The organism is Caproicibacter sp., assembly GCF_046707225.1.
Taxonomy (GTDB): domain Bacteria; phylum Bacillota; class Clostridia; order Oscillospirales; family Acutalibacteraceae; genus Caproicibacter.
On record NZ_JBJKOP010000036.1, the window covers coordinates 284,656 to 300,408 of the forward strand.

A 15,753-nucleotide genomic window follows, 5' to 3' on the forward strand; every position below is an offset into this window, starting at 1 on the left:
AGTAGGACTGACGTGATACTCTTTCCATATCAAAGCAGAAAGAGGTAGGTAACCTGTGAATTTATTGGAAGTTCAATCAGTTTCCAAAACCTACGGCAGAGGGGAAGCAGCCGTACACGCATTGAAAGAAGTCAGCTTTTCCGTCCCGAAGGGTGAGTTTGTCGCTGTGGTAGGAGAATCCGGTTCCGGTAAAAGCACCCTTTTGAATATGGTGGGCGCGCTTGATAGTCCGACATCCGGGAAAGTGTTTGTCGACGGAAAAGATATTTTTGCAATGAAAGAAAGCAGCCTGACTGTTTTTCGCCGCAGAAACATCGGATTTGTTTTTCAGAGCTTTAACCTGATTCCTGAGCTGACGGTCGAGCAGAACATCATATTTCCCGTATTGCTCGATTACCGGAAGCCCAACCAAAAGTCTCTGGAAGAATTACTTGCGGTGCTTAATTTGAAAGAACGCCGCAACCATTTGCCCAGCCAGTTATCCGGCGGACAGCAGCAGCGTGTGGCGATAGGGCGCGCGCTGATTACTCGGCCGTCCCTGATCCTTGCGGACGAGCCGACAGGTAATCTGGATACGCAGAACAGCAGCGAGGTAATCGCTTTACTGAAAGAAGCCGCCAGGAAATACGAACAGACGATTGTGATGATCACCCATAACCGAAGCATCGCACAGACCGCAGACCGGATTCTGCAAGTTTCCGACGGTGTATTAACTGATTTCGGAAGGTGCCGCGAATGAAAAGCTATCTTAGCCTGATTCCGATTTCCGCAAAGGTACACAGACGGCAAAACCGCATGACGCTTCTTTGCATCATCTTTGCAGTGTTTTTGGTAACATCCGTTTTTTCCATGGCAGACATGAGCGTCAGAATGGAAACAGCAAGATTACTGGCAAAGCACGGCAGTCAGGCGCTTCAAAATATGATCGGTAGCGCTGCGGTACAGAATTATTTTCTTTTCGCTGCGGCTCTGTTTGTGCTGATCCTGATTGCTGGTGTGCTGATGATTTCAAGCAGCATTAACAGCAATGTCGCTCAGAGGACAAAATTTTTCGGCATGATGCGCTGTATTGGAATGAGCAGGCGGCAAATTATCCGTTTTGTAAGATTAGAAGCGCTGAACTGGTGCAAAACGGCTATTCCGATCGGCGTTGTCCTTGGAATTGTAATCACATGGGTGCTGTGCGCCGTGCTGCGGTTCCTTGTTGGGGAAGAGTTTTCCAACATACCGTTATTCGGAATCAGCCTGATCGGAATTGTCAGCGGAATCCTTGTTGGAGTTATTACGGTCCTTGTTGCCGCGGGTTCTCCCGCAAAACGGGCCGCCAAAGTATCCCCTGTAACAGCGGTATCGGGCAACGCTGAAACTGCAAACCACGCAAACCATGCGTTGCATACCCGTTTTTTCAAAATTGAAACCGCCCTTGGCGTTCACCATGCCGTGTCAAATAAGAGAAACCTGATTCTTATGACGGGGTCTTTCGCGCTCAGCATTATCCTCTTTTTGAGTTTTTCTGTTGTGATAGCGTTTGTCGGCTACCTTATGCCGCAGTCGTCAAATACCGCCGACATCAAAATTTCCGGCAGCGGTGCTTCAAACTCCATAGACAGTACGCTGCTTAGCAAACTTCAAGGCATGAATGGCGTGAAACGTGTTTTTGCCCGCCGTAACCTATCTGATGTTCCGGCGAAAGTCGGAAATGACAATTCCCGGTCGGAAAGGATCGACCTGATTTCCTATAGTAACTTTGACCTGGACTGCCTTACAAAAGATAAATTGCTGAAAGAAGGCAGCGATATTGCGAAAGTGTACGGAAACAGCAAGTATGTACTCGCAATTTGCGGCAAAAACGATCCCTTGCAAGCAGGCGACGTTCTACAGGCGGACGGTCAGGAACTGACAATCGCGGGGACGCTGAAATACAACCCCTTTAGCAGCGACGGTAGCTTGGACGAAAAAATAACGCTTATTACTTCCGACGAAACGTTTACCCGGCTGACCGGCATTTCCAATTATTCGCTCGTGCTGATCCAAACAACAAAAGATGCAACGGATGAAAATGTGGCTGCCATCCGCAGCGCAGCAGGCAAAAACGGTACGTTTTTCGATCTGCGCAATCAGCGTACCGCCAATACCTTCAGTGCATTCGTATTTTTTGTATATGCGTTTTTGGCCATTATTACTTTAGTCACTGTATTAAACATTATGAACAGCATTTCCATGAGTGTGTCTGCAAAGATCAGGCAGTACGGAGCCATGCGCGCAGTCGGCATGGATGAACATCAGATAACGAAGATGATAGCCGCAGAGGCGTTTACCTATGCTGTATCCGGTTGTGCCGTCGGTTGTACCGTCGGTCTACTGGCGAGTAAGCTGTTATATGATTTCCTTATCACTGCTCATTTTAGCTACGCTACTTGGACTGTTCCTGTTCTTCCTCTCACGATCATTCTCCTGTTTGTTGCTGTCGCCGCTATCGTTGCGGTCTATGCTCCGGCAAAACGAATTCGGAATATGGCTGTTACGGATACAATCAATGAACTGTAAGGCGCTATGGATGAAAATAGCGAAACAGGTTAAACCAAACTGAATTTTATACGATCTGCCGGACGGCGGCATTAGAAAAAAGCCGTCTTACAACAGACATTGCCTCGCGCCAAATGAACGGCGGCTTTGAATTTCAGAGGTGAAGCCAGTAAAACAGGGCTTTGCTCGCATAGGAATCCCCCCGGCTGTGCCGGGGGCTGTTTTTGTGCTGAGCAATAGCAAAACGATCCACACAAAGTAAAGAGCACGGCGGCATAAAGAGAATGCCGCCGTGCTCTTTTTACATCCTAAATACTATGCAAAGGAGAGCCGAAAGATTCTTTAATCAATTACCGAGATGGAAGCGATTCATGTTATACAACAGATGGAAGAGCATCGCCTGTTCCGCCTCCACAGGACGCCTGTCCCGGATTGCTTCAAAAATGCTTCTATGAGATTTCAACGTCTGCTCGAATTCCTGACGGCTGACGACAGTGGAAAATACGGTGACACCCTCGCTGATGATTGGGATCAGGTTGGAAACGACAAGGTTTCCGGAGCAGCGCGCGATTTGAGTGTGAAAATTGCGGTCTTTTTCCGCAAACCGTGTGTGCTGGGCAATCTGCCCCTCTACCTCCAGCAGGGCGACTTCCAGATTCGCGATCTCCTGCGGTGTGGCGTTCTGCGCTGCCAGCGCGGCGATCGGGGGCTCGATGACGCAGCGAAGCTGGAGCAGGTCCCTTGTCAGTTTGTTTTTATCCTTGATCATGGAAAAGCCCAGGGGGTCGTCCGGTACGCCCATCTTTTCAGAGATGAATGTGCCAGCGCCCTGACGGATTTCAATGACATTGTTCGAAGCAAGAGCGCGCAAAGCTTCGCGCACTGTATTCCGGCTTACGCCGAGCATGCCGCCAAGTTCGTATTCATTGGGAAGCTTGTCGCCCGGTTGATATTTTTTATCCTGTATGATTTTTACGATTTCATTCGTAGTCCGCTCGATCAAAGTTCTATGATCCATGGAGGAATAAGATGTTTTTTCCTTCATCGGCTTCAACCTTCCGCTGTCCGCCGGCGGAGCGCTGGCATGATTATTTTCTCAATTAGTTTAACACAAAAGATTTTACTATAAAATACCAAATCCGTTAAAATCAGTTGGCGGAGATGTTTTTTGTAACAACGACGTCGCTGCCAAGTCCAAGAACATTGTGGATCACCGTCTGGCCGATTGAAACAGGAGCCGTCAGCTTTGCCTTTTTGATTTCGTCCATTACATCGAAAATCCGACTCTTTGGTACGGGACTGGACAGTCGGACGCTTGCTAACGGAAGAACGCCGCCTTCCAGCAGAACGGAAGAGGCAATATTCCGGACCGGGTTGACCAGTTCCTGACGCACATATTCCTGACCGCGTTGACATCCCGCTCCCTGGACGGAGATGATTTTCCCTTCTTCCAATTCCGCTGAGATTTCACATCCGTTGGGACAGATGATGCACACAAACTTTTTCAGCATAATGCTCGCACCTCCAGGTCTCCGTTCCCGGAGAGAGATTCCTGCCTGACGGGAATCCGAATCATTTCTGCGGGAATGGCCTTTTTTATTTTTTTGCTCTGTATGACCTTACCGTTCTGAAGAATCTGAATTTCACACCCGATAAGCGGCCGGTTAACCCGCAAAGACAGGGTGAAGCCTTCTTTGCCGCTGATTTTTTGCGGAACGGTATGGTTGATGTTTCCGCCCGTCAGAATTCTCAGTTGGTTTTCCGGCAGACCGCTGGTTTTGATGTATTCGGCAACGGAATCCGCGAGATGTTCCGCCTCCAATGATACGAAATCCACCAGGTCGTGGACATGCAGAACGTTGCCGGCGGCAAAAACTCCTTCCACACTGGTCCGGCAGAATTCATCCACTACCGCTCCTTTCGTTCGGGGATCCAGTTCGACGCCGGCCTGCAGGGAAAGCTCGTTTTCCGGAATTAGGCCAACGGAAAGAATCAGGGTATCGCAGGCGAAATCCTGTTCCGTACCGGGGATTGGTTTCAGCTTTTCATCCACCTGAGACACCGTAACACCGGTCAGGCGTGTTTTCCCATGGATATCCGTAACTGTTTTGCTCAGGTAAAGCGGAATGCCGTAGTCGTCCAGACATTGGTGGATGTTTCGCGGCAGGCCGCTCGGATAGGGTTGAATTTCAAAAACGGCGGAAACTTCAGCGCCTTCCAGCTTCAGACGCCTTGCCATGATCATGCCGATATCTCCGGAGCCCAGGATAACGGCTTTCTTACCGATCATCCGGTTATGCAGGTTAATGTAGGACTGCGCGACTCCGGCGGTGAATACCCCGGCGGGCCGCTCGCCCGGAATCGCCAGTGCCCCGCGCGTGCGTTCCCTGCAGCCCATTGCAAGAACCACTGCTTTCGCCTCAAAATGTGTGAACCCTTCGCGGCTTACCGCTGTGACGATTCTGTCCGGAGTGAGGGACAAAACGGAAGTCCCGGTGAGAATCTGGATATTCTCTTTTTCCGCTTCGTCCAAAAACCTCTGCGCATATTCCGGGCCGCTGAGTGTTTTATGGAACCTGGTGAGGCCGAATCCGTCGTGGATACACTGTTTCAGGATGCCGCCGGCAGTATCCTCGCGCTCGAGAATCAGGATGTCCCTGATGCCTCTTCGGCAGAGTTCAACCGCCGCGGCGAGCCCGGCGGGGCCGCCTCCGATGATGACTACGTCTTTCTTTTTCAAGAATAGCACCTTCTTTTCACATATTTTCTCGTCCGAAGTCCGATTAACCCCGGACCTTTCCGGTAAAAATTCTTGAGCTTTTCCGTTCATAGAGAAGCTCTTCAGGGGGAATTCCCAGTTCCTGCTCGATCAGCTCTGCGACGCGCATCTGGCAGTACCCGCCCTGGCAGCGGCCCATCATGGAGCGTGTCCGGTATTTGATTCCGGTCAGCGTATGGACGCCGAGTGGATTATGGATCGCTTGCAGGATGTCCGCCTTCGTAACTTCTTCACAACGGCAAATCACGTCGCCGTAGTCCGGATCCAGAGCGACCAGATCCTGTTTTCTTTTCTCGCTCTGCAGGGCGAAGCGCTCCAGGCCTTTCCGGCGCGGCTGGAATTTCGAATTCGGTTTCAGGTCGGTTCGCTCCGCCATCAGAGAGACTACCGTCCGTGCAATTGGCAAAGCAGCCGTCAGGCCGGGGGATTCAATGCCGATCAGGTTCATCGCCTGTGGGGCGACATCGTCCCGCACCTCGATCTTGAAGTCCTGAATGACGCCGTTTTTATCCACCCATTTCGGAAGAATGCCGGAGTAGTTTCTAATATAATCCGCTCTGTGAATGCAGGGCCAGAGCTCGGAGGCGCTTTGAGCCAGAAAATCGATACTTTTCTGCGGAACCCCATAATAGGTGAAATTCGTCACGTTTTCCGCATTCGGGCCGACAATGACGTTCCCGTCTACCGTCGGCGTTACATGAACCCCCATATAGGTATTGCTGGGAACGGGGTAAACGGGCATCGGAAGCAAGGAACCGGTTTTTTTGTCAAGGATGATATAGTCGCCCTTCGACCCAACAATCCGGTAGCCCGTGATACCAAGCATATTGGAAATACTGCCGCATCCCAGTCCTGCACAGTTGACAATCCAGCGCGTACGGAAAATTCCTTCCGTTGTAGTGACCGTGTAGGTTTGATCCGTATTTCTGCGGATCGCTGTCACCTCATGTCCAAAGAAAAAAGAAGCCCCATTCAAAGCCGCGTTTTCGGCAAGCGCGATGGTGTACCGGAACGGGTCGACGATGCCACTGTTTGAGGAAAACAGGGCAAACTCACCTTGAACGGCGGGTACCAGTTCGTGCAGGCGCTTCCGGTCGATCAGAGATAGCCCACGGACCCCGTTCCGCTTTCCCTGAAGCATTGTTTTTTCTAGGTTCTTCATGTCTTCGTCCGTGCTTCCAACCAGCAATTTGCCAGTGCGCCGGAACGGTACGTCCAATTCTTCGGCGACATGATCGAATTCCTGGTTGCCCTCCACACACAGCCGTGCCTTCAGGCTGCCGGTATCATAAGCGAAACCTCCGTGTACCACTCCGGAATTCCGACCGCTGGTTTCATTGCAGACGTCCGGATTTTTTTCCAGAACACCGATTTGCAGTTTATATCTCGTTAATTCCCGAGCGACGGCCGAGCCGACAACGCCGCCTCCAACGATAAGTACATCGAATTGCTGTTGCATAATTTTTTCACCTCAATAATAGTGGTCCAATGTTTTATAGGACTGTTATAGCATATAAATGCATTAATGTAAAGATATAAGCGTATGTTTTATTTAATTTAAATAATTCTAATGCTAATTTATTGTAGTTTACAAAAAAATAGGTACTATGTTTATAAAAACTAAATAATTATATGCTAAAAATATATATGATTAATATTTATTATTATATGTAAATGATTAATTAGTAAATTTCAGATTAGAATTTTGGGGTTTAGTTTTACACTAAAAAGCGAGGAAATAAAGTCTCTATTGGATGGTTGTTATACAAAATCAATAAAAAAAATTAAAATATATCATGAAATATGTTAATAGACAAACTGATATATTAGTATTAACATATTAATCGATGAGTGTATTGAAAGAAGGGAAAATCAGACATGAGAAATCGTTCGGATAAGAGGATCGCAGGAAATTTCCCGAATCTGTTACTTGAAGTTCCGGCCCTTTTTGCCGTAAGCGCTTCGTTCATATCGCTGCTCCTGAGATACAGGTTCCTTCCGGAACAGATTCCGGATTTGTTTTGGTCAGGATCGAATACGGTGTCCAAAAACTATTTGCTGTATCTGTTCGCTTTGCAGGTGGTTTCCTATCTGCTTTTAACGCTGTTTCAAATTCATCCTGAATGGAGAATGTACTCTTCAAAGCTGCTGCCGATTCTGAAAGAGGAGAAAGCCAGAAAAGCACTTTACCGTTTCAGTACTTTTTCTCTGCTGGCAGTAAAAACCGAAGCACTTTTGACCCTGAGTGCAATCGTGATTGGAACGAATCTTGGGAAAAATGTAACAGGGCTGGTACTTGTTATGCTGGCGGTCATGCTGTTCACTCTGATCTTTTTCGAGACCGATATGCCAAAGCAGCATGCCTGAAAGCGCTGCTGTGGCATTGATGGAATATTGTGTCTGTCGTTGTTAGGAGATGTTGAGCTTGGATTACAAAGCAGTCAAAATTAATCAACCGGGTGATCTCGTTATCTCAACGGAGCATTTGCCGGACGAAATCGGTGAAAACGAGGTTTTAATCCGAGTTAGGGCGGCCGGCGTCTGCGGTTCGGACGTGGGAATTTTCAAGGGAACCAATTCTCTTGCAACCTATCCGCGCATCATTGGACATGAGATTGCAGGAGAGATAGTAAAAACCGGATCCGTCTCCGATTCCTTCAAAAAGGGCGACCATGTCGTGATTGACCCGGTCGTCGCCTGCGGTCATTGCTATGCGTGCCGAAAAGGTCAGCCAAACGTTTGTGAAAACCTGAAGGTCAGGGGTGTCCATGCCGACGGGGGATTTGCCGAGTACATGATTTCACGCAAGGAAAATGTTTATAAGATTTCCGATCGGATCAGTTTTGAGGAAGCCGCCCTGGTCGAACCGTTTTCCATCGCGGCGCAGGTGATCTGGCGTGGAAAAATCACTTTGGATGACCTGGTGCTGATCAATGGATGTGGCCCGATCGGACTGATTGTCCTGCAGGCTTGTAAGGTGATCGGAGCCCGGTGCATGGTCAGCGATCTTCTCGATTCCCGGTTAGAGAAGGCGAAGAGTTTCCATGCGGATTATATTGTGAATCCTTCCCGCCGGAACCTAGAAGAATATGTGATGGAGGTAACACAGGGGCGCGGAGTCAATAAAATCGTCGACGCTGTCGGTGTGCCTGCTGTTCTGGAACAGGCTGTTCGGATTGCTTCGAATGCAGGTGCAATCATCACACTTGGATTTACCCCGAAGCCGTCCGCTGTCGCGGAACTGGATATCACGAAAAAAGAGCTGGAAATTTGCGGTTCCCGCTTGAACAGCCATAAATTTCCGCAGGTGATCGAATGGTTTGAAAAAGGCCTGATTCAACCGGGCAAAATGATTTCGCATGAGTTCTTTTTCGAAAATATCCTGGACGCGTTGAAACTGAACGACTCGGAGCCCCAGAATATTTCTAAAATTATTTTGAAGTTCTGAAGGCGTTTGTGTTTATATTTCTTACAGAAAGAAAGGAAGAGGAATTTGAAAAGGAAATTAGCAAAACTGACAGGTGTGATTCTTTCCGCTTTGATGGTAGCATCAATCGGAACAGGCTGCTCGGGCAGTGGAGCCGCTTCCAGCGGCACGGGGAGTACGAATGGTTCGACGGCCAACGGCGGTTCCGGCAGCGCCAAGTACACGCTCCTTTTTCAAACAACGACAAACGAGGACGACCCCTGGACCAAGGCCGCGGAGAAATTTGCCGACACGGTGAAGGAGAAGTCCAATGGGCAGATCGATGTCAAGGTATACCCGAACAATCAACTCGGTTCCGAGACCGACGTTATCCAGGGGATTCAGAACGGAACGGCGGATATGATAACCACAGGCGAATCCCTTCAGAAATGGGCACCGCTTGCGGCAATGGTCGCCGTTCCCTATCTGGTGCATGACACGGACAGCCTGAACAAACTGGCAACCGGCCCAATCGGGAAAGAAATCGAGGACGAGATTGCCCAGAAGGCGGGCATGTACTGCCTGACGTATTTTGTCCGCGGACCCCGTGAGCTGACCGCGAACAAAGAAATCAAAACTCCGGCCGACATGAAGGGGATCCGCCTGAGAATTCCGAACGCGCCTCTTTATATCAAACCCTGGGAGGCCGCCGGTGCGAAACCCACCCCGATGGCGCTGACGGAAGTATTTACGGCCCTGCAGCAGAATACGATCGACGCCCAGGAAAATCCCCTCGCGATGATCAAATCAAACAACTTCCAGGAAGTGCAGAAATACTGCATGCTGACGGACCATGTCAGAAGCTGGATCTATGTTACGATCGGCAAAAAGAAATTCGACTCCATGCCTGCGGACCTCCAGAAGGTTGTAAAGGATGCCGCAGCTGAAATGCAGACCTATGAAAACCAGTTGTTTGAGCAGAATGAGAAAGACGATCGCGCCTGGTTGGAGCAGAAGGGCATGAAATTCGTCGACGTCGATCAGGCTGCTTTTGAAAAAGCGATGACGCCCGGCGTTCTTTCCACGCTGAACGACGAGCAGAAAAAAGTGTACAACGAAATCAAATCGACGATTCATTAAGACAAGATTAACGGATGGAGCCGGTCCATGATTTACGGCGGACCGGCTTGTATTAAAGTATGACTGCAAAGGATTGACTTATGGAAAAAACAAAAAAAATTTTAGATCGGGTCTTTGGAGTCGTTTCCATTCTTTGCCTTTTGGGGTTGATTTTTACTGTGTTGATTCAGATTATCAGCAGAACATTCCTTCCGCAATCTCCGTCCTGGACGGAAGAAGTATCCCGTTTCTTTTTTATCAGCGGGGTCCTGTACACAACCGGCATGGCGAAAGGAGCAAACGCCTATGTGAATGTTGATATTCTGGAACAGAAACTGAATCCGAACGCAAAAAAAGCTTATCTAGTTATTATTGACCTGCTGGTTATGGCGTTTGCCCTAATATTTTTCTATGAATCGATTGGATTCACGCAGTCAGGCGCGACTTTTGTCGCGGACACGATCCCCCTTACCATGAACTATATTTATTTTGGAACGATGGCATCCGGCTTTTTGATGGCGTTGTATACGCTGTTTGACATTGTTTTTATCTTGACCGACAAAAAAGAAAAGGAGGGTGATGCCAAATGATGGTAGTAATGCTTTTTGTGGCTTTCCTGATTTTTGTCATGATCGGTGTGCCGATCGCGTTCTGCCTTGGCCTCTCTTCCGTTCTGTATCTGGTGACTACCGGAATTCCACTCTCAATCGTTCCACAGAAATTGTATTCCGGAATCGATAATTTCGTTTTGATTTGCATCCCGGGTTTTATTCTTGCCGGTAATCTGATGAATACGGGTGGAATCACAAAAAGGATCGTGACGTTCAGCAATGCTCTGTTTGGCCGTCTGACGGGCGGGCTGGCGATGGCCGACGTGGGAGCTTCCATGATTTTTGCTGGAATTTCAGGAACGGCCGCGGCTGACTGTGCAAGCATCGGAGGAATTTTGATTCCCGCTCTGGTTGACGACGGCTATGACGCGGATTTCGCTTCCGCCTTGACTGCAAGCGCTTCGACGCTTGGCCCGATCATTCCTCCCAGTGTTCCGATGATCGTTGCGGGTACGGTTGCAAGCCTGTCTGTCAGCAAATTGTTCGCTGTCGGCATCTTTCCAGGCTTGATTCTTGCCGTTGCGCTTTGCACTCTTTCCTATGTTATTTGTAAAAAGAGGAATTATCCAAAAGGCGAAAAAACCTCTTTGAAATACATCTTTCATACGCTGCGTGCGGCAATCTGGGCGATTCTTCTGGTTGTATTAATCCTCTTCCTGATTCTGAGCGGCGTGTGCACGCCCACAGAGGCGTCTATTATCGCGGTGATTTACGCGTTGGTGGTTGGGCTTTTCATTTACCGTGACCTGCATCTGAAGGATTTACCTAAAATTTTCATCGAAAGCATGATTGCGACAGCATCTATTGAACTTCTGGTGGGAATCGCAAATTTGTTTGCGTGGATTTTGACCCGCGAACAGGTTCCGCAGATGGTTGCAAGCGGTATCCTGAGTCTGACTTCAAACAAATTCATCGTTTTGCTACTCATTAACGTCCTGCTGCTGTTCGTGGGGACCTTTATGGATACGACCGTTGCGATTATCATTCTGATGCCGATTCTGCTGCCTGTCGCGACATCTGTAGGGGTTGACCCGATTCAGTTTACCTTGATTGTGGTCCTGAACCTGGTAATTGGTTTGACCACGCCTCCGGTTGGTATCTGCCTGTTTATCTCTTCCTCCATCGGGAAGGTATCGCTCGCGAAAATCACCAGACAGGTCATGCCGTTCCTGGTTGTCAGCTTAGGTGTTCTGATGCTGATCACTTATGTGCCTCAGCTTTACATGTGGATCATTCCTTTGCTTTTCCCTGCGGGGTAGCATTTGGGATGAAAGCGGCATTCTGCTTTGAATTTTACAAAACGGCTGATTTCAGCGGAGCGCCGTCCTGAAAAAGGTTTATACTGCCAGCTGTTCCGACATTTCCTTTTGCCGGATCGTCTGTTCATAGAATCTATCAGATTGGAGTACTAGTAACTTATGGAAATGACAATGAGATGGTTTGGAACCGGTTACGATTCCGTCACGTTGGAGCAAATTCGGCAAGTCCCGGGGGTTCAGGGCGTCGTTGCGACTCTGTATGGGACCAAGCCCGGAGAGATTTGGTCGGTTGAGGCAATCCGGTCGATGAAAAAGCAAGTGGAAGACTGCGGCCTGCGTGTCAGCGGAATCGAAAGTGTAAATATTCACGATGCAATCAAAGCGGGGACGCCGGAACGGGACAAGTATATTCAAAATTACATTACAACGTTGGATCATCTCGGTCAGGAAGGGATTCGTCTTGTTTGTTACAACTTTATGCCTGTTTTTGACTGGACCAGGTCGGACCTTGCGAAGCGGAATACTGACGGATCCACGACAATGAGCTATGATCAGGAAATGATTGACAGGATCAATCCGGATGAAGCGTTTGAATCCATTAACAGGAATTCCAACGGATTTGTAATGCCGGGCTGGGAACCGGAACGGATGACTGAGATTAAAAAGCTTTTTGAGCTGTACCGGAACGTTGGCGAAGAAACCCTGTTTGCAAACTTGAAATATTTTCTGGAAGCAATCATGCCCGTGTGCGAGAAATATGACATCAAGATGGCAATTCATCCGGACGATCCCGCGTGGCCGGTATTCGGTCTTGCCCGAATCATGACCAATAAGAAAAATCTTTTGCGGCTGATTCACATGGTGGACCATCCCTGCAACGGGATAACGCTTTGCACCGGCTCCCTGGGCTCTAACCCCCAAAACGATATTCCGGATATGATCTACGCGCTGGAAGGCCATATCTATTTTGCACATGTACGCAACCTGAAACATAACGGACCCGGACGCTTTGAAGAAACTGCGCATTTATCTTCCTGCGGTTCCATTGATATGTATGAAGTCATGAAGGCGCTGTACGAAACCGGATTTAACGGCGTGATTCGCCCTGACCACGGAAGGGCCATTTGGGGAGAGGTCTCCATGCCGGGCTACGGCCTTTACGACCGTGCACTGGGAGTGGCTTATCTGAATGGCCTTTGGGAGAGTATTGAAAAATCCGCTTGCGGACGCTGAAAATCAAAACTGTTCTGATCGCGTTTGATCCATCTTTTTTCTATATGAAATTTATGATATACTGTTAAAAATGGTATTAATATGGTGTTTTACAAGATTAAAGATAGGTCTGCGGAAGGGAAATGGAAACGATGGACCATGAAAAAGCGATAGGAAGCAGAGCAGAAATGCAAAAGCGGACGAAAACCATGGGCGACGATATCTACACCAATCTTCGAAGCCATATCATCGAACTGAAAATACGGCCGGGTGAAATTGTCAGCATTAAAGACATTGCGGCGGAATGGGGCGTGGGACGCTCTCCTGTGCGTGACGCGCTGATCCGCTTGGAAAAGGAAGGCCTGATTACCTCCCTCCCGCAGCGCGGGACCATGATTTCACGGATTGACTTGCACCGCGTTGAAGAGGAACGGTTTCTCCGCGCCTGCCTGGAGGAAAAAACGGTTTCCATCTTTTTGGAGCAGCATACGGAGGAAGATATCGAAAGCCTGAAAAAATGCCTGAATGACTTGAAGGAAAGCGTACTGAGTCATGATTGCCGAAAACTTTTGTGGTACGACGACAATTTTCATAAGGTCTTTTTCACCGCTACGAATAAAGAACTTTGCTGGGAAACGCTTCAGAATTTTTCCGGTCATTACAGAAGAGTGCGTCTTCTTACCGTTCTGCAAAGAACGATTCTCGATAATATCATCATTCAGCATGAAGAGATTCTGGAGTGTATCATCAGCAGAAAAGATGAGCAACTGCAAAAGCTTTTGCAGTATCATCTGGAAAAAATCAATTGTGAAGAGTTTGAACTTCAGGAACGTTATCCCGATCTTTTCGAACGGGAGCAGGGGATTCATCGACAGCCCTCCGATTTTTTGCAATTTGATTTTCTGCGGAGATTGGAATAGAGAATGAACTCCGCGGTCTGGATGGGGGAATTTTCTTCCGTCCGTTCCGGAGATCATGGAGGAACAGAATATGAAATTGAACTTACGGGAATTAAAGAATCAAAGCGCCTGGCAGAAAGCTGAAATCAGGCTGCCGCGCTTCAACCTGGAAAAAGTACGTCTTGAAACACAGAAGAGTCCCACCTGGATTCACTTCGGAGCCGGTAACATTTTTCGCGCCTTTCTCGCGAATGTTCAGCAGAATCTGCTGAACGACGGGGTCGAGAAGACGGGAATTATCGTAGCCGAAGGGTATGATTACGAGATTATTGAAAAAACTTACCGCCCTCATGATAACCTGAGCCTGCTTGTAACTTTGAAGGCGGACGGAAAGATAGAAAAAACCGTTGTCGGCAGCATTACGGAATCTTTGATTGTCGACGGTAAATACACGGAGGACGTCTCCCGCCTGAAGGAGATCTTCACCAGTATTTCCCTTCAGATGGTCAGCTTTACGATCACGGAAAAAGGATATTGCCTGACGCGTCCGAACGGCGAGCTGCTTCCCGATGTGGAAGAGGACTTTGCAAACGGGATGGGCTGCCCTAAGAGCTATATCGGAAAGCTGGTATCCCTTCTGCATGAGCGCTACCTTGCCGGAAAACTCCCGCTCGCGCTGGTCAGCATGGACAACTGCTCCCACAACGGTAGCAAACTGTATGAGGCTGTCAACCGCTTTGCGCGGGAGTGGGTGAAAAACGGTTTTGTGGACGAAGGATTCTCCGCTTACCTCAACAATCAAAAGCTGATTTCCTTTCCATGGACCATGATCGACAAAATAACCCCCAGACCGGACGAGGGTGTGAGGGAAATGCTGAGTGAATGCGGGTTTGAGGATACCGCCGACATTGTCACCCGGAAACATACCTACAGCGCGCCGTTCGTCAACTCGGAAGAGGTTCAGTATCTGGTGGCGGAAGACTGGTTCCCGAATGGCCGCCCTATGCTGGAACGCGGCGGGGTCATCTTTACGACACGTGAGACGGTGGACAAGGTGGAAAAAATGAAAGTGTGCACCTGCCTGAATCCGCTTCACACCGCGCTGGCCATTTTCGGCTGTCTGCTGTCCTTTACCAAGATCAGCAGCGAGATGAAGGACCCAGACCTTCGAAAATTGGTGGAAATCATCGGATACCGGGAGGGGCTGCCTGTTGTGGTAAACCCGGGAATCATCGATCCCCGCATGTTCATCGACGAGGTCCTGAACATCCGGATTCCAAACCCATTCATGCCGGACACCCCCCAGAGGATCGCGACGGATACCTCCCAGAAGATTCCCATCCGATTCGGAGAGACGATTAAAGCGTATCTGCGCAGTGAAACCCTCAAGGTTCAGGACCTGAGACTGATTCCGCTGGTCCTGGCGGGATGGTGCCGGTATCTGATGGGAATTGACGACTCCGGAAAGCCTTTTGAGGTCAGCTCGGACCCGATGTATGAAAGCGTAAGCACTTGTCTTTCTCATATCAAGCTGGGGCAAAAAGGTCCTTTCCATACCGAGCTGGAACCGATCTTTTCCAACGATAAAATTTTCGGCGTCAATCTGTATGAGGTCGGCCTCGGCGACGCGGTGGAAAAGGATTTTGAGGAGCTCGTATCCGGAGCGGGTGCCGTCAGGTCCGCGCTGAAAAAGCATTTGTCGGAAGAAGCGTAGAAACTGTGCGCTTGCAAATAATGCCGCGACTAAAAAACTGCCGCGGCATTTTTATGCTCTGGGTTGGAAGTCGGGAGGCTTTTGTATTTAGATATTGAACCCATACTGGCAGAGATGGTGGTTATTGCTTTTCTAATAAAATAAGCTGTCCTTAAGCTGTCGAATCATTTAAATCATCCTCTGCACTTGACATACGCCCTGAAAGATGATAAAATAATGCCTGCGTCA

At 48.8% G+C, this 15,753-nt stretch carries 14 protein-coding genes; 10 read left to right on the top strand and 4 right to left on the bottom strand.

Annotated elements, in window-relative coordinates:
* Positions 1-55 precede the first annotated feature (55 nt).
* Positions 56-739 (top strand): ABC transporter ATP-binding protein, encoded by a 684-nt coding sequence (locus ACLQ3M_RS10550; RefSeq protein WP_411677645.1) that lies wholly within the window; start codon positions 56-58, stop codon positions 737-739.
* Positions 736-2,547: an ABC transporter permease gene (locus tag ACLQ3M_RS10555; protein WP_411677646.1), complete on the top strand. Its 1,812-nt coding sequence runs from the start codon at positions 736-738 to the stop codon at positions 2,545-2,547. The genes ACLQ3M_RS10550 and ACLQ3M_RS10555 overlap by 4 nt, the downstream gene beginning before the upstream one ends.
* Before the next feature lie 325 nt (positions 2,548-2,872).
* Here the strand turns inward: ACLQ3M_RS10555 and ACLQ3M_RS10560 are convergent, their stop codons facing one another.
* The 4 genes from ACLQ3M_RS10560 to ACLQ3M_RS10575 all read right to left on the bottom strand — a co-directional run bounded on the left by ACLQ3M_RS10560 (position 2,873) and on the right by ACLQ3M_RS10575 (position 6,764).
* Positions 2,873-3,571 carry a FadR/GntR family transcriptional regulator gene (locus tag ACLQ3M_RS10560; protein ID WP_411677647.1) on the bottom strand — a complete coding sequence of 233 codons (699 nt, stop codon included), beginning with the start codon at positions 3,569-3,571 and terminating at the stop codon, positions 2,873-2,875.
* Between the two features lie 103 nt (positions 3,572-3,674).
* Positions 3,675-4,037, bottom strand: coding sequence for a DUF1667 domain-containing protein (locus ACLQ3M_RS10565; RefSeq protein WP_411677648.1), 363 nt, complete (start codon positions 4,035-4,037; stop codon positions 3,675-3,677).
* Entirely contained in the window at positions 4,031-5,266 is a 1,236-nt protein-coding gene (locus tag ACLQ3M_RS10570) for an NAD(P)/FAD-dependent oxidoreductase (protein WP_411677649.1), read from the bottom strand. The genes ACLQ3M_RS10565 and ACLQ3M_RS10570 overlap by 7 nt, the downstream gene beginning before the upstream one ends.
* A gap of 43 nt (positions 5,267-5,309) precedes the next feature.
* Complete coding sequence (locus tag ACLQ3M_RS10575) at positions 5,310-6,764, bottom strand: NAD(P)/FAD-dependent oxidoreductase (protein ID WP_411677650.1); 1,455 nt, start codon at positions 6,762-6,764, stop codon at positions 5,310-5,312.
* Between the two features lie 581 nt (positions 6,765-7,345).
* On the opposite strand from ACLQ3M_RS10575, the gene ACLQ3M_RS10580 reads away from it, so the two are divergent.
* The 8 genes from ACLQ3M_RS10580 to ACLQ3M_RS10615 all read left to right on the top strand — a co-directional run bounded on the left by ACLQ3M_RS10580 (position 7,346) and on the right by ACLQ3M_RS10615 (position 15,525).
* A complete protein-coding gene (locus ACLQ3M_RS10580; protein ID WP_411677651.1) occupies positions 7,346-7,672 on the top strand; it encodes a hypothetical protein in 327 nt (108 codons plus the stop codon).
* A 58-nt stretch (positions 7,673-7,730) separates the two neighbouring features.
* On the top strand, positions 7,731-8,753 hold the full coding sequence (locus tag ACLQ3M_RS10585; RefSeq protein ID WP_411677652.1) for a zinc-binding alcohol dehydrogenase family protein: 1,023 nt from the start codon (positions 7,731-7,733) through the stop codon (positions 8,751-8,753).
* Between the two features lie 45 nt (positions 8,754-8,798).
* Positions 8,799-9,851 (top strand): TRAP transporter substrate-binding protein, encoded by a 1,053-nt coding sequence (locus tag ACLQ3M_RS10590; protein WP_411677653.1) that lies wholly within the window; start codon positions 8,799-8,801, stop codon positions 9,849-9,851.
* An 80-nt stretch (positions 9,852-9,931) separates the two neighbouring features.
* The gene (locus tag ACLQ3M_RS10595) at positions 9,932-10,420 is read left to right on the top strand and encodes a TRAP transporter small permease (RefSeq protein ID WP_411677654.1); all 489 of its coding nucleotides are present in this window, start codon (positions 9,932-9,934) and stop codon (positions 10,418-10,420) included.
* On the top strand, positions 10,417-11,700 hold the full coding sequence (locus ACLQ3M_RS10600; RefSeq protein ID WP_411677655.1) for a TRAP transporter large permease: 1,284 nt from the start codon (positions 10,417-10,419) through the stop codon (positions 11,698-11,700). Before ACLQ3M_RS10595 ends, ACLQ3M_RS10600 begins: the two co-directional genes overlap by 4 nt.
* Before the next feature lie 159 nt (positions 11,701-11,859).
* Positions 11,860-12,933, top strand: coding sequence for a mannonate dehydratase (gene uxuA / locus ACLQ3M_RS10605; protein ID WP_411677656.1), 1,074 nt, complete (start codon positions 11,860-11,862; stop codon positions 12,931-12,933).
* Positions 12,934-13,100: 167 nt separating this feature from the next.
* Positions 13,101-13,832, top strand: a complete 732-nt coding sequence (locus tag ACLQ3M_RS10610) for a GntR family transcriptional regulator (protein WP_411677657.1) — start codon at positions 13,101-13,103, stop codon at positions 13,830-13,832.
* 70 nt (positions 13,833-13,902) lie between these two features.
* Entirely contained in the window at positions 13,903-15,525 is a 1,623-nt protein-coding gene (locus ACLQ3M_RS10615; RefSeq protein ID WP_411677658.1) for a mannitol dehydrogenase family protein, read from the top strand.
* Positions 15,526-15,753 lie beyond the last annotated feature (228 nt).

What these genes read in the sequence shown, in the direction of transcription:
- ACLQ3M_RS10595 (WP_411677654.1), top strand. Translation starts at nt 9,932, where the DNA reads ATGGAAAAAACAAAAAAAATTTTAGATCGGGTCTTTGGAGTCGTTTCC.
- ACLQ3M_RS10555 (WP_411677646.1), top strand. Translation starts at nt 736, where the DNA reads ATGAAAAGCTATCTTAGCCTGATTCCGATTTCCGCAAAGGTACACAGA.
- ACLQ3M_RS10600 (WP_411677655.1), top strand. Translation starts at nt 10,417, where the DNA reads ATGATGGTAGTAATGCTTTTTGTGGCTTTCCTGATTTTTGTCATGATC.
- ACLQ3M_RS10560 (WP_411677647.1), bottom strand. Translation starts at nt 3,571, where the DNA reads ATGAAGGAAAAAACATCTTATTCCTCCATGGATCATAGAACTTTGATC.
- ACLQ3M_RS10575 (WP_411677650.1), bottom strand. Translation starts at nt 6,764, where the DNA reads ATGCAACAGCAATTCGATGTACTTATCGTTGGAGGCGGCGTTGTCGGC.
- ACLQ3M_RS10615 (WP_411677658.1), top strand. Translation starts at nt 13,903, where the DNA reads ATGAAATTGAACTTACGGGAATTAAAGAATCAAAGCGCCTGGCAGAAA.
- ACLQ3M_RS10565 (WP_411677648.1), bottom strand. Translation starts at nt 4,037, where the DNA reads ATGCTGAAAAAGTTTGTGTGCATCATCTGTCCCAACGGATGTGAAATC.
- ACLQ3M_RS10610 (WP_411677657.1), top strand. Translation starts at nt 13,101, where the DNA reads ATGCAAAAGCGGACGAAAACCATGGGCGACGATATCTACACCAATCTT.
- uxuA (WP_411677656.1), top strand. Translation starts at nt 11,860, where the DNA reads ATGGAAATGACAATGAGATGGTTTGGAACCGGTTACGATTCCGTCACG.